Origin of the sequence: Nocardia implantans, assembly GCF_035544775.1 — a bacterium.
Classification (GTDB): Bacteria; Actinomycetota; Actinomycetes; order Mycobacteriales; family Mycobacteriaceae; genus Nocardia; species Nocardia implantans.
On record NZ_JAYKYQ010000001.1, the window covers coordinates 53240 to 75266 of the forward strand.

20 protein-coding genes are annotated in these 22027 nt (G+C 69.6%); 7 read left to right on the forward strand and 13 right to left on the reverse strand.

The features are described from left to right. Positions 1–57 precede the first annotated feature (57 nt). Positions 58–903: a bifunctional hydroxymethylpyrimidine kinase/phosphomethylpyrimidine kinase gene (gene thiD / locus U3653_RS00275; protein ID WP_195080783.1), complete on the forward strand. Its 846-nt coding sequence runs from the start codon at positions 58–60 to the stop codon at positions 901–903. A gap of 157 nt (positions 904–1060) precedes the next feature. Here the strand turns inward: thiD and U3653_RS00280 are convergent, their stop codons facing one another. Further along, positions 1061–1780 (reverse strand): TetR/AcrR family transcriptional regulator, encoded by a 720-nt coding sequence (locus tag U3653_RS00280; RefSeq protein ID WP_195080784.1) that lies wholly within the window; start codon positions 1778–1780, stop codon positions 1061–1063. 127 nt (positions 1781–1907) lie between these two features. On the opposite strand from U3653_RS00280, the gene U3653_RS00285 reads away from it, so the two are divergent. The 3 genes from U3653_RS00285 to U3653_RS00295 all read left to right on the forward strand — a co-directional run bounded on the left by U3653_RS00285 (position 1908) and on the right by U3653_RS00295 (position 5912). Further along, positions 1908–3158: a bifunctional glycosyltransferase family 2/GtrA family protein gene (locus U3653_RS00285; protein ID WP_195080785.1), complete on the forward strand. Its 1251-nt coding sequence runs from the start codon at positions 1908–1910 to the stop codon at positions 3156–3158. Beyond that, entirely contained in the window at positions 3155–5281 is a 2127-nt protein-coding gene (locus U3653_RS00290) for a glycosyltransferase family 39 protein (protein ID WP_195080786.1), read from the forward strand. The genes U3653_RS00285 and U3653_RS00290 overlap by 4 nt, the downstream gene beginning before the upstream one ends. Positions 5282–5546: 265 nt before the next feature. Continuing rightward, a complete protein-coding gene (locus U3653_RS00295) occupies positions 5547–5912 on the forward strand; it encodes a hypothetical protein (protein WP_195080787.1) in 366 nt (121 codons plus the stop codon). A 73-nt stretch (positions 5913–5985) separates the two neighbouring features. On the opposite strand, the gene U3653_RS00300 is transcribed toward U3653_RS00295, so the two are convergent. The 7 genes from U3653_RS00300 to U3653_RS00330 all read right to left on the reverse strand — a co-directional run bounded on the left by U3653_RS00300 (position 5986) and on the right by U3653_RS00330 (position 15088). Next, entirely contained in the window at positions 5986–6600 is a 615-nt protein-coding gene (locus U3653_RS00300) for a TetR/AcrR family transcriptional regulator (protein ID WP_195080788.1), read from the reverse strand. A 5-nt stretch (positions 6601–6605) separates the two neighbouring features. Further along, positions 6606–7382, reverse strand: a complete 777-nt coding sequence (locus tag U3653_RS00305) for an enoyl-CoA hydratase family protein (protein WP_067796793.1) — start codon at positions 7380–7382, stop codon at positions 6606–6608. Positions 7383–7392: 10 nt separating this feature from the next. Beyond that, on the reverse strand, positions 7393–8553 hold the full coding sequence (locus tag U3653_RS00310) for an acyl-CoA dehydrogenase family protein (RefSeq protein WP_195080789.1): 1161 nt from the start codon (positions 8551–8553) through the stop codon (positions 7393–7395). Beyond that, positions 8553–10547, reverse strand: coding sequence for an acetyl/propionyl/methylcrotonyl-CoA carboxylase subunit alpha (locus tag U3653_RS00315; protein WP_195080790.1), 1995 nt, complete (start codon positions 10545–10547; stop codon positions 8553–8555). The genes U3653_RS00310 and U3653_RS00315 overlap by 1 nt, the downstream gene beginning before the upstream one ends. Before the next feature lie 8 nt (positions 10548–10555). After that, complete coding sequence (locus U3653_RS00320) at positions 10556–12154, reverse strand: acyl-CoA carboxylase subunit beta (RefSeq protein ID WP_195080791.1); 1599 nt, start codon at positions 12152–12154, stop codon at positions 10556–10558. Continuing rightward, complete coding sequence (locus U3653_RS00325) at positions 12151–13302, reverse strand: acyl-CoA dehydrogenase family protein (RefSeq protein WP_195080792.1); 1152 nt, start codon at positions 13300–13302, stop codon at positions 12151–12153. The genes U3653_RS00320 and U3653_RS00325 overlap by 4 nt, the downstream gene beginning before the upstream one ends. A 70-nt stretch (positions 13303–13372) precedes the next feature. Continuing rightward, positions 13373–15088, reverse strand: a complete 1716-nt coding sequence (locus U3653_RS00330) for an acyclic terpene utilization AtuA family protein (RefSeq protein ID WP_195080793.1) — start codon at positions 15086–15088, stop codon at positions 13373–13375. 180 nt (positions 15089–15268) lie between these two features. Here U3653_RS00330 and U3653_RS00335 point away from each other — a divergent pair, with 180 nt between their 5' ends. Continuing rightward, a complete protein-coding gene (locus U3653_RS00335; protein WP_195080794.1) occupies positions 15269–15427 on the forward strand; it encodes a hypothetical protein in 159 nt (52 codons plus the stop codon). 18 nt (positions 15428–15445) lie between these two features. Here U3653_RS00335 and U3653_RS00340 read toward each other — a convergent pair whose 3' ends face one another. The 5 genes from U3653_RS00340 to U3653_RS00360 all read right to left on the reverse strand — a co-directional run bounded on the left by U3653_RS00340 (position 15446) and on the right by U3653_RS00360 (position 20229). Further along, a complete protein-coding gene (locus U3653_RS00340; protein ID WP_323124549.1) occupies positions 15446–16222 on the reverse strand; it encodes an adenylate/guanylate cyclase domain-containing protein in 777 nt (258 codons plus the stop codon). A 497-nt stretch (positions 16223–16719) separates the two neighbouring features. After that, on the reverse strand, positions 16720–17481 hold the full coding sequence (locus U3653_RS00345; protein WP_195080796.1) for an ABC transporter permease: 762 nt from the start codon (positions 17479–17481) through the stop codon (positions 16720–16722). Beyond that, positions 17481–18497 (reverse strand): ABC transporter ATP-binding protein, encoded by a 1017-nt coding sequence (locus U3653_RS00350; RefSeq protein WP_323124530.1) that lies wholly within the window; start codon positions 18495–18497, stop codon positions 17481–17483. Before U3653_RS00350 ends, U3653_RS00345 begins: the two co-directional genes overlap by 1 nt. A gap of 136 nt (positions 18498–18633) precedes the next feature. After that, positions 18634–19341: a hypothetical protein gene (locus tag U3653_RS00355; protein WP_195080797.1), complete on the reverse strand. Its 708-nt coding sequence runs from the start codon at positions 19339–19341 to the stop codon at positions 18634–18636. 168 nt (positions 19342–19509) lie between these two features. Next, positions 19510–20229 carry a MerR family transcriptional regulator gene (locus U3653_RS00360; RefSeq protein WP_195080798.1) on the reverse strand — a complete coding sequence of 240 codons (720 nt, stop codon included), beginning with the start codon at positions 20227–20229 and terminating at the stop codon, positions 19510–19512. Between the two features lie 168 nt (positions 20230–20397). Here U3653_RS00360 and U3653_RS00365 point away from each other — a divergent pair, with 168 nt between their 5' ends. After that, positions 20398–20865: a DUF6194 family protein gene (locus U3653_RS00365; protein ID WP_195080799.1), complete on the forward strand. Its 468-nt coding sequence runs from the start codon at positions 20398–20400 to the stop codon at positions 20863–20865. A gap of 147 nt (positions 20866–21012) precedes the next feature. Continuing rightward, the gene (locus U3653_RS00370) at positions 21013–21999 is read left to right on the forward strand and encodes an aldo/keto reductase (protein ID WP_195080800.1); all 987 of its coding nucleotides are present in this window, start codon (positions 21013–21015) and stop codon (positions 21997–21999) included. Positions 22000–22027: the final 28 nt, after the last annotated feature.

A 22027-nucleotide genomic window follows, 5' to 3' on the forward strand; every position in this document is an offset into this window, starting at 1 on the left:
ACGGGTGGGGCCGGTTGCCCGTCGCGGGTGGACGAGGTCGCCCGTAGGGTTTGTGTCGTGAAATTGCTGCCATTGCCCGCCGAGGGGCAGACCCCCGTCCGGGCGCTCACCATTGCCGGTACCGATTCCGGCGGAGGCGCCGGGATCCAAGCCGATACCCGCACCATGGCCATGTGCGGCGTGCACGCACTGGTCGCGGTGGCGGCGGTGACCGTGCAGAACACGGTGGGAGTCAGCGGATTTCACGAGATTCCGCCGCAGGTGGTCGCCGATCAGGTGCGCTCGGTCGCGGGGGACATCGGCGTCGGCGCCGCGAAGACCGGCATGCTGGCCTCCACCGCGATCATCGAAGCGGTCGCGGCGGTGTGCCAGGAGGTCGGCATCGGCCGCGATGGCGAGATTCCGCTGGTCGTCGATCCGGTGGCGGCCTCGATGCACGGCGATCCGCTGCTGCACGCGGAAGCGCTCGACGCGCTGCGCGGCACCCTGATCCCGCTCGCGACCGTGGTGACGCCCAACCTGGACGAGGTCCGCCTGCTCACCGGCATCGACGTCAAGGACGACGATTCGGCGCGGCGCGCGGCCGAGGCGCTGCACAAGCTGGGACCGCGGTGGGCGATCGTCAAGGGCGGGCACCTGCGCTCCTCCGAGTACAGCACCGACCTGCTGTTCGACGGCGAGCAGTTCCTGGAGTTCACCGCACCGCGCATCACGACCGGCAACGACCACGGTGGCGGCGACACGCTGGCCGCCGCGATCGCCTGCGCGCTGGCCCACGGGTATCCGGTGCCCGAAGCGGTCGAGTTCGCCAAGGAATGGACCTACCGCTGCCTGGCCGCGTCCTACGATCTCGGCGCGGGCCACGGGCCGGTGTCCCCGCTGTGGCGGTTGCACCGGAGCTGAGCGTCGTTTCTTGTCGGTGGGCGCTGCGATACTGAGGACGTCGCCGACACGGATGGCTTCAACGGCGAGGCGATCGGAACAACGACGTTCGGCGTGGACGCGGCAAGACCTCGGCGCCCGGCCCGGGGGGCGCTCCGGTCACAACGTGGAAAAGGCGTCACAGCGTGGAAAAGGCGAGGTGCAGCGGACGATCGGCCGCGATGGCGATGCCGTGCAGCCGAGCGCTCGCCGCCACCAGCGCGAAGATGATCTCGCTCAGATAGGCGGCGAACTGCTCGACCGGCATGGCGGGCGGCTCCGGCCGGTTCACGCCCAGCCACCAATCGGTGGCCGAGGCCACCGCGCCGAAGATCGAATAGATCACCAGCTCGATGTTCTCGATCCGCACCGACTCGTCGTCCACCACGCCGGCGAACAACTCCGCGGCGCGCCGGGCGGACTGCCTGGCCGCTCGCAGCGCGCGGTCGGCGTCGCCTGACCGTTGTGTGAAGTGGCTGTGCAGCATGAACCGGAAGACGTTCGGCTGCCGCGACACCACGAGCACGTATTCCGACGCGGCCCGGCGCACCAGGTCACCGGCCGAGTCGCCGGTCAGGTCGAAGCTGGTCATGACCTGTTCCCAGAGCAGGTCGCGAACCCGGTCCAGGATCGCGTTGTAGAGGTCGGTCTTGTCCTCGAAGTGGCGATACAGCTTGGGCTTGGCCGCGCCGGCCTCCTTGGCGATGTCGCCCATGCTGACGGCGGGACCGAATTTGTCGAGCGCGCGCAACGCCGCGTCCACGAACTCCGCGCGCACCTTGTGGCGATGCTCGCGCCAGCGCTCGGTGCGCGCGTCCACACGTTTCGGCGGCTGGTCGTCTTCCGTCCGGCCGCGCATCACGAATCCGGATGCTACCTGCACCGAACGGCCCGGTTGACCGGGCGTCTGCCGGGCCTCACGGCTACCAGGAACCTCACAGCTGAGGCCCAGCCGTGTGGCAGTGTGGGCCTCGACTCTGGTTCGCATGACCGAGACCTTGACCGTCGCGGCGACGGAACGGACCGAGACCACGGGTGCGCCCGTGCTGGACGTGGTGATTCCCGTCTACAACGAAGAGACCGATCTCGGCGTGTGCGTCCGCAGACTGCACGCCTACCTGCGCGACGGGTTCCCCTTCCCGGCGCGCATCACGGTCGCCGACAACGCGAGCACCGACGCGACGCTGCAGGTCGCACAGCTGCTCGCGGAGGAACTGGACGACGTGCGCGTCGTGCACCTGTCCGCCAAGGGGCGCGGGCGGGCGTTGCGGGCGGTGTGGGAACGCTCGGACGCGCAGGTGGTCGCCTACATGGACGTCGACCTGTCCACCGATCTGAACGCCCTGCTCCCGCTGGTCGCGCCGCTGATCACCGGGCATTCCGACCTGGCGATCGGCACCAGGCTCGACGCCGCGTCGCGCGTGGTGCGCGGACCCAAGCGCGAAATCATCTCCCGCTGCTACAACCTGCTGCTGAAAGCCTCGCTGCGCGCGCACTTCTCCGACGCCCAGTGCGGCTTCAAGGCGATGCGCACCGAGGTGGCGCGCCGCCTGCTGCCGCTGGTGCACGACGGGGAATGGTTCTTCGACACCGAATTGCTGGTGCTCGCCGAGCGGGCGGGCCTGCGGATCCACGAGGTCCCGGTGGACTGGATCGACGATCCGGACAGCCGCGTGGACATCATCGACACCGCGCGCAAGGATCTGCTCGGCATCTGGCGGCTGGGCCGGGCGCTGGCGACCGGCGCGCTGCCACTGGACGAACTGCGCCGATCGGTGGGCCGGGAGCCGCTGGTGGCCGGGGTGCCGCTGGGCATGGTGGGACAGTTGGTGCGGTTCGCGATCGTCGGTGTGCTGAGCACGCTGGCTTATCTGCTGCTCTACATGGTGCTGCAACCGTTGACCGGCGCGCAGGTGGCGAACTTCGCCGCCCTGCTGATCACGGCGGTGGGTAACACAGCGGCCAACCGGGCCTTCACCTTCGGCGTGCGCGGCTCCAACGGCGCCGTGTCGCATCAGTTCCAGGGCCTGCTGATCTTCGGCATCGGGTTGGCGCTGACCAGCGGTTCGTTGTTCGCGCTGCATCGGTGGGCGCCGGACGCCTCGGTGCATCTGGAACTGTTCGTCCTGGTGGCGGCCAATCTGGTGGCGACGCTGCTGCGGTTCGTCGGGTTGCGCTGGGTGTTCCGCGACGGGGGAAGCGATCGGGAGGCTTCCGCGGTGGAGGTTCGTCGATGACGGCGACGCTGACCGCGCAACCGGTCGCGGCCGAACCGCGGCCACGGGCCACGAGGAATTGGGAGTACCCGGCGCTGGCGGCGCTGCTGTTCGGCACGGCGGTGGCTTACCTGTGCAACCTGAGCGCCAACGGATGGGCCAATTCGTTCTACTCGGCAGCGGTGCAAGCCGGTTCGGTCTCGTGGAAGGCGTTCTTCTTCGGGTCCTCCGACGCGGCGAACTCGATCACCGTGGACAAACCGCCCGCCTCGCTGTGGGTGATGGAGCTCTCTGTGCGGGCCTTCGGGCTCAACAGCTGGAGCATCCTGGTGCCGGAGGTGCTGCTCGGCGTGGCCAGTGTGGCACTGCTGTGGGCGACGGTGCGCAGGCCGTTCGGACCCGCGGCCGGATTGCTCGCCGGGTCGGCGCTGGCGGTGACGCCCGTCGCGGCGCTGATGTTCCGGTTCAACAATCCCGAAGCGCTGCTGGTGTTCTTGATGGTCGCGGCGGCTTGGGCGATGACGCGGGCGGTGGAGGACGGACGCTGGCGGTGGCTGGTGCTCACCGGCGCTCTGATCGGTTTTGGCTTCCTCACCAAGCAATTGCAGGTGCTGCTGGTGGTTCCGGCGCTCGCGCTGACCTACTTGCTCGCGGGGCCGCCGAAACTGGGCAAACGCATCCTGCAACTCTTCGCTGCCGCTGCCGCGATGGTGGTGGCCGCGGGCTGGTGGCTGCTGGCGGTGGAGCTGTGGCCCGCCTCGTCCCGTCCGTGGATCGGCGGCTCGCACGAGAACTCGATCCTGGAACTCACCCTCGGCTACAACGGGCTCGGACGGCTCAACGGCAACGAGCGCGGCAGCGTCGGACCGGGCGGCGATCTTCCGCCTGGCGGCAACGGCATGTGGGGCGAAACGGGCATCACGCGGATGTTCGAACCCGCGCAGGGCGGCCAGATCGCCTGGCTGATTCCCGCGGCGCTGGTCGCGCTGGTCGTCGGAATCCTGCTGCGCGGCCGGGCCGCTCGCACCGATCGGCAACGCGCTTCGCTCGTGCTCTGGGGCGGCTGGCTGCTGGCGACCGGGCTGGTGTTCAGCTTCATGGCCGGCATCTTCCACCAGTACTACACCGTCGCCCTGGCTCCGGCCATCGCCGCGCTGGTCGGGGCGGGCGCGGTGCTGGCGTGGCGGGGACGGCACCAGCTGTGGGTGCGGCTGGCATCGGCGCTCGCGGTGGGACTCACCACCGCGACCGCGTGGATGCTGTTGTCCCGCAGTCCGGAATGGCAGCCGTGGCTGCGCTGGGCGGTGCTGGTCGTCGGTGTGCTGGCGACGATCGCCGTGCTCTTGCCCGCGCCGCGCAAGCTGGCCGTGGTGTCGGCGCTGGCGGTCGCGTTCACCTTCCTGGCCGGGCCCGTGGCCTATGCCGTCGACACCATCGCGACGCCGCACGCCGGTTCGATTCCCTCCGCCGGACCGAACGTCGCGATGCGCGGCAGGCCCCCGTGGGGCGAGGGCATGCCGGGAATGGGCCGCCGCATGCAGGACGGAACGGGAACCACCGGCCGCGACGGCGGCGCGCAAGGTCCGGGCGGCACGCCGCCGGACGGCGGTTCGCCTGGAACGGCGCCGAACGGCCGAATCCCGCAGCCGGGCAGCGCGGCTCCCGGCGCCGGACCGCAAGGTAACGTGCCCGGCCAGGCACCGGACGGCGCGATGCCGCAGGCAACCGGAGGTATGCCCGGTGACGGCGGCCCCGGCCCCAATGGCGGCGGTGGTATGGGCGGTCTGCTCGGGGCGAGCGAACCGAGCGCGCGGATCGTGTCCCTGCTCGAGCAGAACGGCGGCGACTACACCTGGGTGGCCGCGGCCATCGGCTCGAACAGCGCCGCGGGGTTGCAGCTGGCCACCGAGCTTCCGGTGATGCCGATCGGCGGCTTCAACGGCAGTGACCCCTCGCCCACGCTGGAGCAGTTCAAGCAGTACGTGGCCGAGGGGAAGATCCACTACTTCGTCGGCGGCGGCCGTGGCGGACCGGGTTCATCGAGTTCCTCACCCAGCGCGCAGATCACGCAGTGGGTGGAGGAGAACTTCACCGCCATCCAGGTGGACGGCGTCACGCTGTACGACCTGACCGCCACCCACTGAAACCACGCGGTGCGGCCCCGCCGCCCTGCATTCCCTCGGGACCGCACCGCTTTCCAGTGTTCAGCGCGAATCCCCCTGCGTCCGCTGAACACCGCGTCCGCACCGGCGTCATACCTCGGCGCCGGTGCGGATCGCGTTCCCGCCGCTGGCATCCAGCTCTTGGCATCCCGCAAAACTCCAGCGATGATGTTCGGACGTATGACGGGCCCCGGCCGAGTACCGGGCCATCAGGTCACGTGTCCATCGCGAACATGCAGGGAAACAGTTGAACGCTTTCATGAAGCTGGCCGTGACGGTGGTCAGCGCACTGGTCGCAACCGCGCTCACCGTCGGATTCGCCGCCACCGCGTCGGCCGCGCCCGCCGACCGCGTCGAACCGGTCGCCGCGGCGACCAGCGAGCCCCCGCAGGTCACCTACATCAAAGCGTGCCTGCCGCCCGGCGACACGATCGAACTGCGCACGGGCATCGGCGCGGCGATCGGCGCCGCCATCGGCGCGCTGGTCGGCCTGCCCGTCTTCTTCATCGGCGCGATCCCCGGCGCGATCATCGTCGGCCTGATCGGCGCGGCCGTCGGAGCCTCTTCCTACGCCATCGATTCCGGCCGTCTCGAGCAGCAAGGATTGTGCTGATCGGTCGCGGTGCACAGGCGCGCCGAGAGCCGGAGGACAGGTAGCGCTTCCGGCGACCGGCGCGCACCCCCGCTCAGCGCGGTGCGTGCAAAGCGGCGTGGAGCGTGGCCGCCCATTGCTCGACTATCCGCTTGCGGCGGGCCGAGTCGTCGGTGAGGACGTCGGCCAACCCCAGGCCGCGTGCCATGTCCAGGGTCGCCTGGACCAGGTGGTGGGTGACCGGATCGGAGTCGTCCACACCGAGCGCTTCGATCGCGCGCCGGTGTGACGCACGGCCGAAGCGGGCTTCCAGCGGGACGATCCGTTCGCGCAGCACCGGGTCGGCGGCGGCGTGCGTCCACACCTGCAACGCGGCTTTGAACAGCGGGCTGGTGTAGGACTCCACCAGCCCCGCCACCACCGCCTCGGTGCGGGCGACGCCGTCGCCCAGCTCCGTCAGCGTCGGCGCTTCCTGCACCGCCTGCCCGCTGCGCGTGTCGAACATGTACTCCAGCGCGGCGGTGATCAGATCCTCCCTGGTGGGAAAGTGATGCTGCGCCGCGCCGCGCGACACCCCGGCCCGTTCGGCGACCACCGCGACCGTCGCGGCCGCCCAGCCCATCTCGGCCAGGCAGTCGATGGTCGCCTCGAGCAGGCGCTGCCGGGTAGCTCGGCTGCGGTCCTGCTTGGGTTCGTGGGGTGTCGCCATGGTCGCTATTCTGCCCAGCTCGGCGGGCGGCGCTGCAAAAAGGCCAGCATGCCCTCGTGCACTTCGGGGGTGCCGAAGAAGCTCGCCGAACGCCGCGCGAGCTCCTCGGCGGAGGCGTCGAACTCGGCGAGGATGCCCGCGTTGACCAACCGTTTGGCCTCCGCCAGCCCCTGCGGTGAGCCCTTGCGCACCTCGCCGCACAGCCGCGCCACCTCGGCGGCCGGATCGTCGGCGGTCACCGTGACCAGGCCGATCTCCCGAGCCACGTGCGCGTCGAACTTCTCGCCGGTGAGGTAGTACCTGCTGGCCGCACGCGGATCGAGCCTGGGAAGCAGGGTGAGCGAGATCATGAACGGCGCCAGCCCGATGCGCACCTCGGTGAGCGCGAAACTGGAGCCCGGGCCGGCCACCACGATGTCACAGCCCGCCACGATGCCCATGCCGCCCGCCCGCACGTTGCCGTCGATCCGCGCGATCACCGGCTTGGGGATCTCCACCAGCCTGCGCAGCACGCCGATCATGACCCGGGTGCGCTCGTCGGCGGCCACGGCCGGATCGGCGTCGCTCGCCTCGCTCAGATCAGCGCCCGCGCAGAAGGTGTTGCCGGTGTGCGCGAGCACGATGACCCGCACCTTTTCGTCGGCAGCGGCGTCGTCGAGTCCGCGCAGCAGCTCGGCGACCAGCTTGGACGACAGCGCATTGCGGTTGTGCGGCGAGTCGAAGGTGAGCGTCGCGACGCCACCGCTCACCTCGTAGCGGACGAACGGAGCCGTCTCGGTCATGCGCGTCCTCTCAGTACGACTTCGGCAGACCCAGCGAGTACTGGGCGACGAAGTTCAGGACCATTTCCCGGCTCACCGGCGCGATCCGGCCGATGCGGGCGGCGGCGAGCATGGCGGCCAGCCCGACGTCCTTGGTCAGGCCGGAGCCGCCGTGGGTCTGGACGGCCTGATCCAGCGCCTTGATGCTGGCTTCCGCCGCGGCGTATTTCGCCATGTTGGCTGCCTCGGCGGCGCCCATCTCGTCGCCGGCGTCGTAGAGGGTGGCGGCCTTCTGCATCATCAGCTTCGCCAGCTCCACTTCCACCTTCACCTGCGCCAGCGGATGGGAAATGCCCTGATGCGCACCGATCGGCGTCTTCCACACCGTGCGCTCCCTGGCGTACTCCACGGCGCGTTCGATGGCGTAGCGACCCATGCCGACGGCCATGGCCGCGCCCATGATCCGCTCCGGGTTCAGGCCCGCGAACAGCTGCATCAGCGCCGCGTCCTCCTTGCCGACCAGCGCGGTGGACGGCAGCCGGACGTCGTCGAGGAACAGGTTGTACTGGTGGTCCGGCTCGATGATGTCCATCTCCTGCGCCGTCTTGGTGAAGCCTTCGGCGTCGGTCGGCACGATGAACAGGGCGGGCTTGAGCTTGCCGGTCTTGTGGTCGGAGGTGCGGGCCACGATCAGCACGGCCTCGGCCTGGTCGACGCCGGAGATGAAGATCTTGCGGCCGTTGAGGATCCAGTCGTCACCGTCGCGGCGCGCGGTGGTGGTGATCTGGTGGGAATTGGAGCCCGCGTCCGGCTCGGTGATGCCGAACACCATCTTGCCGGAGCCGTCGGCGAGCTTGGTCAGCCACTCCTGCTTCTGCTCCTCGGTGCCGTACTTGGCGATGATGGTGCCGCAGATGGCCGGGGACACCACCATCAGCAGCAGGCCCGCACCCTGCGCCGACAGCTCCTCCATCACCAGCGACAGCTCGTACATGCCCGCGCCGCCGCCACCGTATTCCTCCGGCAGGTTCACGCCGAGGAAGCCGAGTTTGCCCGCCTCCTGCCACAATTCGTCCAGCGGCTCGTTCTTGCGCGCCTTCGGCAGCACGTAGTCGCGGTAGTTGTACTTCGCGGCCAGCGCGGCGACGGCGGCCCGCAGCGCCTTCTGCTCGTCGGTTTCGATGAAGGACATCAGCTCTCCTGGTTTTCTACGGGTTCGACGACCGCGAGCACGGCGCCGACGTCGACCTGCTGGCCGACGGTGACGTTGACGGCGCTGAGCACGCCCGCGGCGGGCGCGGCGATGGTGTGCTCCATCTTCATCGCCTCCAGCCACAGGATCGGCTGACCCTGTTCGACGTGGCTGCCGACCTCGGCGGCGAGCCGGATCACGCTGCCCGGCATGGGGGCCAGCAGCGAGCCGGTCGCAACCTGGTCGGCCGGGTCGCTGAAGCGCGGCAGCCTGCGCAGGGCCACCGGCCCGAGCGGCGAGTCGACGTAGACCTGATCGCCGTAGCGGGCGACCTCGAACTGCCTGCGCACCGGCCCGCGTTCGCCAGGCACCGACAGCACGACGCGATCGGGAGCCGACTCGACGAGCTCGAGCCCGTCGTGACCGTCCACGGTGACGCCGCTACGGCCGAACCGGTAACCCACCTCGTGCCTCCCGGTGGCGCGGCTCTCGTAGGACTTGCGCTGCGATTGCGACGGCAGGTTCCGCCACCCGCTGGGCAGGCCGCCGCCCACCCGAGCGCCGCGCCGGTTCGCGGCGGCGTCGGCGAGCGCGGCGGCGATGACGGACAGTTCCTCGTCCGGCTCCGACACCAGCGGCGCGGCCAGCGCGTCCAGCCCGTGCGTGGCGAAGAACGCGGTGTCGGTGTCACCGGCCAGGAACGCCGGATGACGCAGCACGCGCACCAGCAGGTCCCGGTTGGTCACCAGGCCGTGGATCTTCGCGCGGTGCAGTGCCGAAGCCAACAATCGAGCTGCCTCGCCCCGCGTTTCGGCATAGGAGATGACCTTCGCCAGCATCGGGTCGTAATGCACGCCCACCACCGAGCCGTCCACCACGCCGGTGTCCAGGCGCACGCCAGGCCGATCCAGCAGGTCGAACTCGGTGCGCACCGACGGGATGTCGATCCGGTGCACGGTTCCGCTCTGCGGCTGCCAGTCGTGCGCCGGGTCCTCGGCGTAGAGCCGCACCTCGATCGAATGTCCGTGCATCGCGGGCGGTTCGGCGGGCAGGGCGCCACCGGCGGCGACCTCCAGTTGCAGCCGGACCAGATCCAGGCCGGTGGTGCACTCGGTGACCGGATGCTCCACTTGCAGCCGGGTGTTCATCTCCAGGAAGAAGAACTCGCCCTGCTCGTCGGCGAGGAACTCGACGGTGCCCGCGCCGGTGTAACCGATGGCGCCCGCCGCGAGCCGCGCCGCCTCGAACAGCCGCGCGCGCATCCCCTCGGTGCGCTCCACCAGCGGCGACGGAGCTTCCTCTATCACCTTCTGGTGGCGGCGCTGGATGGAGCACTCGCGCTCGCCGACGGCCCAGATCGTGCCGTGCGTGTCGGCCATAACCTGCACTTCGATGTGCCTGCCGGTCTCCAGATAGCGCTCGCAGAAGACCGTCGGATCACCGAACGCGGACTCCGCCTCGCGCCGGGCGGCCTCGATCTGCGCGGTCAGGTCGGCCAGCTCGCGGACCACCCGCATGCCGCGCCCTCCGCCACCGGCGGACGCCTTGATCAGCACCGGCAGGTGCGCCTCGGTGACCTCGGCCGGGTCCAGTTCGGCGAGCACCGGCACGCCCGCGGCGTCCATCATCTTCTTCGCGGCGACCTTCGAGCCCATCTGCTCGATCGCCTCGACCGGCGGGCCGATCCAGACCAGTCCGGCGTCGAGCACGGCCTTGGCGAATTCGGCGTTCTCGGAGAGGAATCCGTATCCGGGATGGATCGCGTCGGCGCCCGCGGCGAGCGCCGCCTCGATGATCAGCTCACCGCGCAGGTAGGTCTCCCCCGGCGTGTTTCCGGGCAGTCGCACCGCGGCGTCCGCCTCGGTGACGTGCGGCGCGGCGGCATCAGCGTCGGAATACACCGCGACGCTGCCCAGACCCATCCGGCGGCAGGTGGCGAAGACCCGGCGGGCGATTTCGCCACGGTTGGCGACCAGAACGTTCGAGATAACCATCCGCGGCCTCACATTCGGAAGACGCCGAAGCCGTCGGCGCCTTTGATCGGGGCGTTGTGAATGGCCGAAAGGGACATTCCCAACACGGTGCGGGTGTCGCGCGGGTCGATGACGCCGTCGTCGTAGAGCCGCCCGGACATGAACATCGCCAGCGATTCGGCCTCGATCTGCGCCTCCACCATGGCGCGCATCCCGGCGTCGGCCTCCTCGTCGAACGGCAGGCCCTTCGCCTCGGCGGCGGCCCGGCCGACGATCGAGATGACGCCCGCCAGCTGCGCGCCGCCCATCACGGCGGATTTCGCACTGGGCCAGGCGAAGACGAAGCGGGGGTCGTAGGCCCGACCGCACATGCCGTAGTGGCCCGCGCCGTAGGAAGCGCCCATCAGCACCGAGATGTGCGGCACCTTGGAATTGGAGACCGCGTTGATCATCATCGCGCCGTGCTTGATGATGCCCTTCTGCTCGTACTCCTTGCCCACCATGTAGCCGGTGGTGTTGTGCAGGAACAGCAGCGGCGTGTTCGTCTTGTTGGCCAGCTGGATGAACTGGGTGGCCTTCTGCGACTCCTCGGAGAACAGCACACCGCGCGCGTTGGCCAGGATGCCGATCGGATATCCGTGCAGCTCCGCCCATCCGGTGACCAGGCTGCTGCCGTAGAGCGGCTTGAACTCGTCGAAGTCGGATCCGTCCACGATGCGCGCGATCACCTCGCGCGGGTCGAACGGGATCTTCAGGTCCGACGGCACGATGCCCAGCAGATCCTCCGGATCGTAGAGCGGCTCGATCACCTCGGCACGCGGAGCAGGACCCTGTTTGCGCCAGTTCAGCCGCTTGACGATGGAGCGGCCGATGCGGATCGCGTCCTGCTCGTCCACGGCGTAGTAGTCCGCGAGGCCGGAGACCCGCGCGTGCATGTCGGCGCCGCCGAGCGATTCGTCGTCGGACTCCTCACCGGTGGCCATCTTGACCAGCGGCGGTCCGCCCAGGAACACCTTGGAGCGCTCCTTGATCATCACCACGTGATCGGACATGCCGGGGATGTACGCGCCGCCCGCGGTGGAGTTGCCGAACACCAGCGCGATGGTCGGGATGCCCGCCGCCGACGCCTGCGTGAGGTCGCGGAACATCCGGCCGCCGGGGACGAACACCTCCTTCTGCGTGGGCAGATCCGCGCCGCCGGATTCCACCAGCGAGATCACCGGCAGCCGGTTCTCCCGCACGATGTCGTTGATCCGCAACGTCTTGCGCAGCGTCCACGGGTTCGAGGTGCCGCCGCGCACGGTCGGGTCGGGCGCGACGATCATGCACTCGACGCCCTCCACGATGCCGATGCCCGCGATGGTGCTGCCGCCGACGTGGAATTCGCTGCCCCAACCCGCCAGCGGGCACAACTCCAGGAACGGCGAGTCCTCGTCGACGAGCAGTTCGATGCGTTCGCGCGCGGTCAGCTTGCCGCGCTTGCGATGCCTGGCCAGCTTGTCCGGCCCGCCGCCCGCGATGGCCTTGGCGAACTCCGCCTCGACCTCGGCGAGCTTGGCCGTCATGGCGTCGGCCGCCGCCTCGTATTCGGGGGCCGCGGTGTCCAAGGTGCTGCGCAGGATGGTCATGACTGGTACCCCAATCGCTTCGCCGCCAGTCCGGTCAGGATTTCGGTCGTGCCGCCGCCGATGCCGAGGATGCGCATGTCACGGTACTGGCGCTCGATCTCGGATTCGCGCATGTAGCCGAGGCCGCCGAAGAGCTGGACGGCCTGGTTGGCGACCCATTCGCCCGCTTCCACCGCGGTGTTCTTCGCGAAGCACACCTCGGCGATCAGGTCGGTCTCGCCTTCGGCGCTGCGCTGCACCACGTCACGGGTGTAGACGCGCGCGACGTCGATGCGCCGCGCCATCTCGGTGACCGTGTTCTGCACCGCCTGCCTGCTGATCAGCGGGCGGCCGAAGGTCTCGCGGTTGCGCACCCACTCCAGGGTCAGGTCGAGGCAGCGCTGCGCGCTGGAGTACGCCTGCACCGCGAGGCCGACGCGCTCGCTGACGAACGCGCCCGCGATCTGGTAGAAGCCGGAGTTCTCCGGGCCGACCAGGTTCTCCACCGGCACCCGGACGTCGACGTAGGACAGCTCGGCGGTGTCGGAGGCCAGCCAGCCCATCTTGTCCAGCTTGCGGCTGACCGTGAAGCCGGGAGTGTTCTTGTCCACGATGAGCAGCGAGATGCCGCCGGAGCCTGGTCCGCCGGTGCGCACCGCGGTGACCACGAAGTCGGCGCGCACGCCGGAGGTGATGTAGGTCTTGGCTCCGTTGACGATGTAGTGGTCGCCGTCGCGGCGCGCGGTGGTGGTGAGGTGCCCGACGTCGGAGCCGCCGCCGGGCTCGGTGATCGCGAGCGAACCGATCTTCTCCCCCGCCAGCGTCGGCTTCACCCAACGCTCGATCTGTTCGGCGTCGCCGGAGGCGATGATGTGCGGCACGGAGATGCCGCAGGTGAACAGGGAGGCGAACAGCCCGCCGGACGCGCCGGCCTGGTGCATCTCCTCGCAGACGATCATCGCGTCCACACCGTCGCCGCCGGAACCGCCCGCGGATTCCGGGAACTGCACGCCGAGCAGGCCGAGCGCGCCCGCCTTCTTGTGCAGCTCGCGCGGGATCTCCCCGGCGCGCTCCCAGCCGCCGAGGTACGGCAGGATCTCGCGTTCCACGAATCCACGCACTGTGGAACGCAATTCGCGTCGTTCCGGCGTTTCCCAGAGTTTCGTCATGCGGTGTCCTTTCTCGCATGACCGGGGGCCCTGCGTGGTGAAGCGAGCTGCCGCCTCCGGGCCTGACCGGTCATGCGTAAAGCTCCACTGGAATGTCGAGGTGACGAGACCGCAGCCATTCGCCGAGTCCCTTGGCCTGCGGGTCGAAGCGGGCCTGATACGCCACGCCCTGACCGAGCAGGCCTTCGATGATGAAGTTCAGCGCCCGCAGGTTGGGCAGGACGTGCCGGGTGACGGTCAGCGAAGCGGCTTCCGGCAGGAGTTCTTTGACGCGCTCGACGGTGAGCGTGTGCACCAGCCAGCGCCATTGCTCGTCGGTGCGTACCCACACGCCGACATTCGCGTCGCCGCCTTTGTCGCCGCTGCGGGCCAGCGCGATGGTTCCCAGCGGCACGCGGCGGGTTTCCCCGGCCGGCAGCGGTTCCGGGGCGGGCGGCTCGGCGACGGCGGCGAGTTCGGCCGTCTCCGTCGCCGGGGCGATCTCGACGCGGGCGCCGTCCGGCAGCACCGCCGTGTGCGGCACTTCGGCGGCGTCGACGAAGCCCGGCGTGAACACGCCATAGGGAGAGCCGTTGCCGGGCAAGGTGGTGAAGCTGCATCCCGGGTAGCTGGCCAGCGCCAGTTCCACCGCGACGTTGGAGAACGCGCGCCCGACCTTGTTCGGGTCCGGGTCGCGGACGACGCAGCGCAGCAGCGCGCTGGCCTGCTCCTCGGTTTCGGCGTCCGGGCGGTCCAGGCGGGCCAGGGTCCAGGTCAGTTCGGCGGGGCGGGCCGGCAGCCAGGACTCCAGCTGCCGCTGGGCCAGTTCCGCTTTCGCTTCGATGTCCAGACCGGTGAGCACGAATTCCATCTCGTTGCGGAACCCGCCGAGGGTGTTCAGCGAGACCTTGAGCCGGGGCGGCGGGGCCTCACCGGTGACGCCGCTGATCCGCACCCGATCGGGGCCGTCCTGATCGAGCCGGATGGTGTCCAGGCGGGAGGTGACGTCGGGCCCGGCGTAGCGCGCACCCTGGATCTCGTACATGAGCTGGGCTTCGACCGTGTCCACCGTGACCGCGCCGCCGGTGCCCGCGTGCTTGGTGATGACGCTGCTGCCGTCGGCGCGGATCTCCGCGATCGGGAAGCCCGGCCTGCCCAGATCGGCGAGTTCGGTGAAGAAGGCGTAGTTGCCGCCGGTGGCCTGGGTGCCGCACTCGATGACGTGCCCGGCCACCACCGCGCCGGCCAGGCGGTCGTAATCCGTTCGGCCCCAGCCGAAGTGCGCGGCGGCCGGGCCGACGATCACCGACGCGTCGGTGACCCGGCCGGTGACCACGATGTCCGCGCCCGCGTTCAGGCATTCGACGATGCCCCACGCGCCGAGGTAGGCGTTGGCGGTCAGCGGCGCGCCGAAGCCGAGGTCGCCGGCCCGCGCCACCAGGTCGTCGCCCTCGACGTGCGCGATCTTCGCGTCCAGTCCGAGATCGGCGGCGACCTTGCGCAAACGCTGCGCCAGACCCGCCGGGTTCAGGCCGCCCGCGTTCGCCACGATGCGCACGTTGCGTTCGAGCGCGAGGCCGAGGCAGTCCTCGATCTGCTTGACGAAGGTCTTGGCGTAGCCGAGGTCCGGGTCCTTCATCCGGTCCCGGCCGAGGATCAGCATGGTGAGTTCGGCGAGGTAGTCGCCGGTGAGGACGTCGAGCTGTCCCCCTTCCAGCATCTCGCGCATGGCGCCGAGCCGATCGCCGTAGAAGCCGGAACAATTGCCGATCCGGAGCACGTCCGGGTCGGCGGCCAGCATACTCATCAGCGGGAATGCCTCCTGTGCGGCGAACCGGCAGGATGGGCCGCATGCCGCACCCGTGAAGTCCGCGTTCCGCGACCAGCATCACACCGGGGCCAGAAAAAAGCAAGCATGCGTGATTGTTAATTACCACTGCCCGCCCCGGCCGCCGGGTGATCGAGCGGGCTGGAGCAAGATGGCACCGTGTCCAGCGACGTCACCGTGATAGTTCTGTTCGCCCTGTCGGGCTTCCTGCTCGGCGGCGTCTACACCACCTGGAAGACGGCCCGGCCGCTGTCCATCGCGCTCGCCGTCTGCGCCGTCCTCGCGGCGGGCGGCGCGCTCGCCTGGTGGCTGGGGTAGGCCGAGCGAGGCAGCCGGTCAGCCCTTCGACAACCGGAAGATGCGCAGGTCATCGGGGACGCCGTTGAGCGGGGCGGCGAAGAAGCTGCGCCGGTACTGCTTGACCGCAAGGCCCAGTTCCGCCAGCGTCTCCGGCCGCAACGCCTGCAACGTGGACTCCGAAAGCATGGTGTTGCCGTTGCCGCCCGCTTCCATGACCCTGGCCGCGATGGTGACGTCCACCCCGAGCCAGTCGCCTCCGATCTCGCGCGGGGAACCGGTGTGCAAACCGATCCGCATCTGCGGGGTGTAGCCGCGCACCTGCACGTCGGCCAGATTGCGCTTGGCGCTCACGGCGGCGCGCACCGCCCGGTCCGCCGAGGGGAACACCGCCATCAAGCCGTCGCCCATGCGCTTGACCACGTGTCCGCCGCGCTCGGCGATCGGCGGCTCGATGGCCTTGGCGACCTTGCGCAGCAGTTCGAGGGTGGCCTCGTCACCGGCCGACAGCGACCAGCGCGAGAAGGCCACCAGGTCGGTGAACATGACAGTTACTTCTTGGCTACCTCTGCCGCGTCCCATCCGCTCCAGGGCGGCCTGCCAGACCTGCAAGGCGCCGAAGCCGATCTCGCGCGCGGCGCTCGGAGAGTCGCCGACCAGTTTGTCCGCCGCGCGGGCGACCGCTCGCGCGCCGCCGGGCCCGGAAACCGACAGCGGGTCGCCGAAAGCGGGGTCCCCCGGCAGCTGCTGCCGCGCCTTCCGCAGCACGCCGATCAGATCCGCCCGTTGATTCGCCGCGCTCACCAGCGCGGATATCTGACCGCGGCGAAATCCGGCGGAACGGCGGGGAGCATCTTCCGCATCGGACGGCTCCAACGGAATGACCACCTCGGGCGGTACGCCTCCATCGGCCTCCGGCCCCGGCCCCGGCTCGGCGCCGCCGGAAGGTGTTTCACTCACGCCCAGAGGGTATCTCAGCCGATCGGACGTCGGCAGGTCACCGATCAACACCATGCGCACCTCCGCTACGAACCTCAGCGAGCACGTCGTCGGGCCCGGCGTTGGATAACGAGCTGGTTGCTGCACCGACGCTACTCGGGTGAGAAGGGGTCTCGAAAGCGCCGAGCGGCATAGTTTCCTCGATGTTCACACGCATGATCGGCCCGGCGCGAGCAGTCGCACCGGGCCGATCATGGCACCGTCCGCCGGGCAGTGACGGGCGGTGATGGGAGCGCCGGACCTCCCGACAAGGTCGGCGCCCCGTCAACCCGAGTGGCGAGGGAGGGCGACTCGGGTCGTCAGGGGGACTCGCCTCAAGCGTCCCGCTGGTTCACCACGACCAGGGCAGCGCCGAAGACGATCGCGACGAAGACGGTGAAATACAGCAGGCTGCCCCACGGCCCCCAATGCCAGTCGGCCGTGGACGGCGAGGCGCTCATGAAACGGTTCGCGTTCGCGAAAGGAAGGAACGGGGTGACGTTGCGCCCGAAGCTGCCGAACGCGCCGAGCAGCCCCTCGATGAGCAGCGGCCACAGCACGATCAGCGAGATAGCGGCGGCGGACTGCCGCACCAGCACGCCGACGCCGACCGCGAGCAGCACGCACAGGAACGCGTAGATCGGGATGGCGTAGACCTCGCGCCAGTCGGCCGCGCTGGACAGGGTGAGGGCCACGCCCGCGTCCGGGCCGCTGATCGCCTTGGCGACCACGTAGGCCAGCAGCGCCAAGGCAAGGGTCAGCACCGCGCCGTAGACGCTGACCAGCCCGGCCTTGGTCAGGATGACCTTGGTCCTGTCCGGCGTCGCCTGGAACGTCGTCCGGATGATGCCGAAGCGATATTCGCTGGTCACGGACAGGGTGGCCATGATCATCAGGACCATCACGCCGAAGCCGCTGACCCCGACCACCGCGGTGGAGACCGTCAGGTCGATCGCGCCTTCGGTGCCGTAGGACGCGCGCGCCACCGAGGCGAGCAGCGCGGCCATGCCGAGCGCGAGGGCGATGACGATCGCCGAGCACCACCAAGGCGACCTGGTGGAGGTGAGCTTGATTCGTTCCGCTGCCAGCACGCCCATCAGAGCGCACCTCCCATCGCTGTGTAGGAGCCGCCGTCCGCGGGGTCCTTCGTGGTTACGCCGGCTGCCGCCTGCGGGCCCGTCGCTCCCGGCGAATCGAAACCTTCGCCGTGGTACTCCACCGCGCCGCCGGTCATCCGCATGAACGCCTCTTCCAGCGACGCGCGCTGCGGGGCCAGCTCGAACAGCGTGATGTTGTGCTCGCCGGCCAGCTTGCCCACCGCGTCGCTGGACACGCCCGCCACCATGAGCGCGGGGCCGTCGGCGCCCGCGCCGTCCTCGCGGACGGTCATGCCGTTGGAGGTGAGCACGCTGCGCAGCTGGTCGAGCTGCGGGCTGCGCACCCGCACCGACTGTTCGGAGGCGCGTTCGATGAACTCCTGGGTGGTGGAGTCGGAGATGAGCTTGCCGCGCCCGATCACCACCAGGTGCTCGGCGGTCTGCGCCATCTCCGACAGCAGGTGGCTGGAGACCAGCACCGTGCGCCCCTCGGCGGCCAGCCGCTGCATGAACCGGCGGATCCACAGGATGCCCTCCGGATCGAGGCCGTTCACCGGCTCGTCGAACAGCAGCACCTCCGGGTCGCCGAGCAGCGCGCCGGCCAGGCCGAGCCGCTGCGACATGCCGAGCGAGAAGCCGCCCGCGGACTTGCCTGCCACCTCGGACAGGCCGACCAGCCGCAGCACCTCCTCCACCCGGGACTTCGCGATGTCGTTGGATGCGGCCATCCACTCCAGGTGAGCCCGCGCCGAGCGGTTCGGATGCACCCACTTGGCGTCCAGCAGCGCCCCGACGGTGCGCAGCGGATGGTCCAGCTCCCGGTACGGCTTGCCCTTGATCAAGGCGGTGCCCGCGGTCGGCTTGTCCATCCCGAGGATCATGCGCATGGTGGTCGACTTGCCCGCGCCGTTCGGTCCGAGGAAGCCTGTCACCTGCCCCGGTCGAACGGTGAAGGTCAGATCCTGCACCGCTACGGTCTGCCCGTAGTGCTTGGTGAGGCCTTTCAGCTCGATCATGCCGCCCAGCATTCCGCAAATCACCGGCGCGCGCGTCGGTAATTAGTGCCGAGTTGGATCATCCTCGAGGATGAGGGGAGGAATCGGGCACCCCTAAGGGGCGTGGGGTCCCATACCGGGATGGTCGTAGCGCCGGTCAGCGCAGTTCGTGTGCTCGAGCGAGGTCGATGTCCCGGCGGCCGAGCAGTTCGGCGACATGGAGCAGTGGCGCGACGTAACCGGGGATCGTGGTCGGATCGCGCAGCGCTCCCGACGTTCGAACGTAGGTGAGCAGCTCGGCCCCGGCGAGGGTCCACGGCGGGACCGCCCTGGCGACGTGCGCGCCGATCAGCGGCGGACCCAGCAGTGCTTTCGCGCAGCCCGGATCAGCGGTGACGACTTTGTACCGCGAGTCGAACAGGGCGTTGCCCGTCGCCGTCGGCTTGTCCCCGAAAAGGGCGCGTCCCATCTGGGACAGCAGGCCGCGGGGAACCACCCCGATCGGCGGATACATCCGATCGAGCAGGACGAGCGCCACGACGAAGTTATGGGTGGTGGTCGTGGTCGTGGTGGTGCCGGTCGTCGAGGAACTGCTCGACGACGTCGTCCGGTACGAGTACTCCGCCACCGTCACCCAGCGGCCACCGAGTTGCCGGCTCAGGATCACGCCGAGCCCGCGCGAGTTGTGGCCGGGTAAGCGCGCGGTCCACTGGGCGCGGCCGGACTCGGCGAACGTCCATCCGTTCGCCGCCGCCCACTGCCGGATGGCCGCCTTACGGGACTTCTCGGCTCGAATCGACAGCGGAATCACCACGGCCATCAGCACGACGACCGACACGAAGATCATCACTATCAGCACGCCCATGGTCGGTCCCGCTTCCCATTTACGTTCTCACTGCGCAGATGCTGTCTCCCGGTCGAGACGACCCTTTCGTCAGGATGGGGGAGCGACCTTCCCGCAGCTTGGAAGATCCTGGCAGCGCCGTTCGAGCAAATCCTCTGTAAACAGGATCGCGGCAGGGCCGTGGGACGTTTACAGCGCGAGCACGCCGGCGAGCGCGGCGGCCGCGTCGAGCAGGGCGCGGGAGCGTGCCGTGATGCTCGCGTCCCGGGCCGCCAGCGCCGCCTCCACGTCATCGGTTCGGTGGCCGCGCGGCAGATCGGGCATCAAGGTCTTCAGCGTGTCGACGCGGTATCCGGCCCTGCGCAGCTGATGGACGATCCTGGCATCCCTGACCTGGGCGGGCGAGTACCGTCGCGTGCCCTGCGGGGTCGCGCGATCCGGGACGACGAGTCCCTCCGCGTCCCAATGCCGCAGTGTCGACGGGCGCACTCCCAGCGCGGCGGCGAGTTCGGCGACGCTCATCGCGTCCGATGGCCGCACGTCGGCGATCGGTTCGGCGGAGATCACCTCCGCCGCCCGCTTCGCCAAGGCCAGATCGGCGCGCTCCCGGTCCAGCCGGGCATGTGCCGCGTCGAGCAGGGCGAGCACCTGGGCGAACGGTTCCTCGTGGACGGCGCGGACGATGCGCTTCGCCTCCACCGGACCGACGCCCGCCGCCAGCGCCCGATAGGCGAGCGCGGACCGCACATGCACCTCGCCGTATCTGCGATAGCCGGTGGCAGTGCGCATCGCCGTGGGCAGGACCCCGTCGCGTTCGAGGTTGCGTATCTGCTGCACGGAATACCCGGCCCGCCGCGCCACATCGGCCGTGCGCAGGAACGGGGCGAAAGGAACCCCGCGTTCTTCCATCCAGCAGCCTCCAGGAACGCTCGATCCGCGGCCGTGCCGCCCCGGTGAGGCCGCCGAGCCTCGGGCTGCCCGACTCGGCATGCATCAGCCAGTTGAGAGTTGACACTCCATATTGCGGCATATCCGCGTCGAAGTCTCCACAAGCACTTCAATGAAACGCTGGATGCCATGACCATCGAAGAGATCATCGCCTTCGTATCCGGCCTAGAGGGCGTCCTGACACTGCGCCCAGGCCCCGGCGACGGCTCCCCCGAAATCAGCTGGGGCGATACGTTCTTCTACTACTCACCGGACGGCGTGGTGCCGAAGGCGACCCAACCCTTCGCGACGATCGTCACGAAGAACTACCCCGGCGACGAGAGTTCCGATCTCAACCGCCCGAACACGTTCCGCGTCAACATCGCCGCAGGTAAAGAGGCCTTCACCCACTGGACCGGCCACACCCCCCGCGGACACCCCACCCCGGCCGATCCCAGCGCGGTAGACACGGTGCTCCCCCACCCCGTCTACGCATCCGCCGCGTGGCTGGCAGTCATCAACCCCGGCCCCCGAACCGCCGAACCCATCCGCACCCTTCTCCACACCGCCTACGAACTAGCCCGCACCCGCCACCAACGCCGCCCGGCTCGCGCGTAGCGGCCCGCGAGTGGCACATGGTTGCGGCGAAGCGCGAGAAGGGTCTCCACCATGTGCCACTCGCGGGAATCGATACGGGGTTTGACATGGAGCGCACTCCAGCTTTTAGCGTCGGGGGCGACGGATTCGAGTGCAGGAGGTAGCAGTATGAGCGACATTCGCAGGCGGCAGCTCGGCGAGTTGGCGGTATCGGCGCAGGGCCTCGGGTGCATGGGTATGAGCCACGCATACGGCGCCGCGGACGACGAGCAATCGATCGCGACGCTGCACCACGCCCTCGACCTGGGGGTCACCTTGCTGGACACCGCCGACTTCTACGGCGCCGGGCACAACGAGGAGTTGATCGGGCGGGCGATCGCCGGGCGCCGTGACGACGTGGTGCTCGCCACGAAATTCGGCTTCGCCAACCGCTTGGGCGAGCCCACCCGCATCCGCGGCGACGCCGTCTACGTGCGACAGGCATGCGAGGCTTCGCTGCGCAGGCTCGGCGTCGACCACATCGACCTCTACTACCTGCACCGGGTCGACCCACAGGTGCCGATCGAGGAGACCGTCGGCGCGATGGCCGAACTGGTGCGGGAAGGAAAAGTCCGGCACCTCGGGCTGTCGGAGGCGAGCGCGGACACCATTCGGCGCGCGCACGCGGTGCATCCGATCGCCGCGTTGCAGAGCGAGTGGTCCCTGTGGACGCGCGACCTGGAGGCGGAAATCGTCCCGGTCTGCCGCGAACTCGGTATCGGCGTGGTTCCGTTCTCCCCGCTCGGGCGCGGGTTCCTGACCGGCCGGTACAGCTCGGTGGACGCTCTGGCGGACAACGATGTGCGGCGCAGCCAGCCGCGCTTCGCCGACGGCAACCTCGAACGGAACCTGGCGATCGTCGCGAAGCTGAACGAACTCGCCGCCGAGAAGGGCGTCACCGCAGGGCAGCTCGCGCTGGCCTGGGCGCAGCACCGCGGCGAGGACGTAGTGCCGATTCCCGGCACCAGGCGGCAGCGCTACCTGGAGGAGAACCTCGCCGCGCTGACCATCGACCTGTCCGCCGACGACCTCGCCGCCATCGAGGCCGCCGCCCCGCCGGAGCAGATCGCGGGCGACCGCTACGACGCGACGAACCTCACCTTCGTCAACGGCTGAGTCCCGAACCCGGCGTCGGCGACTCGAC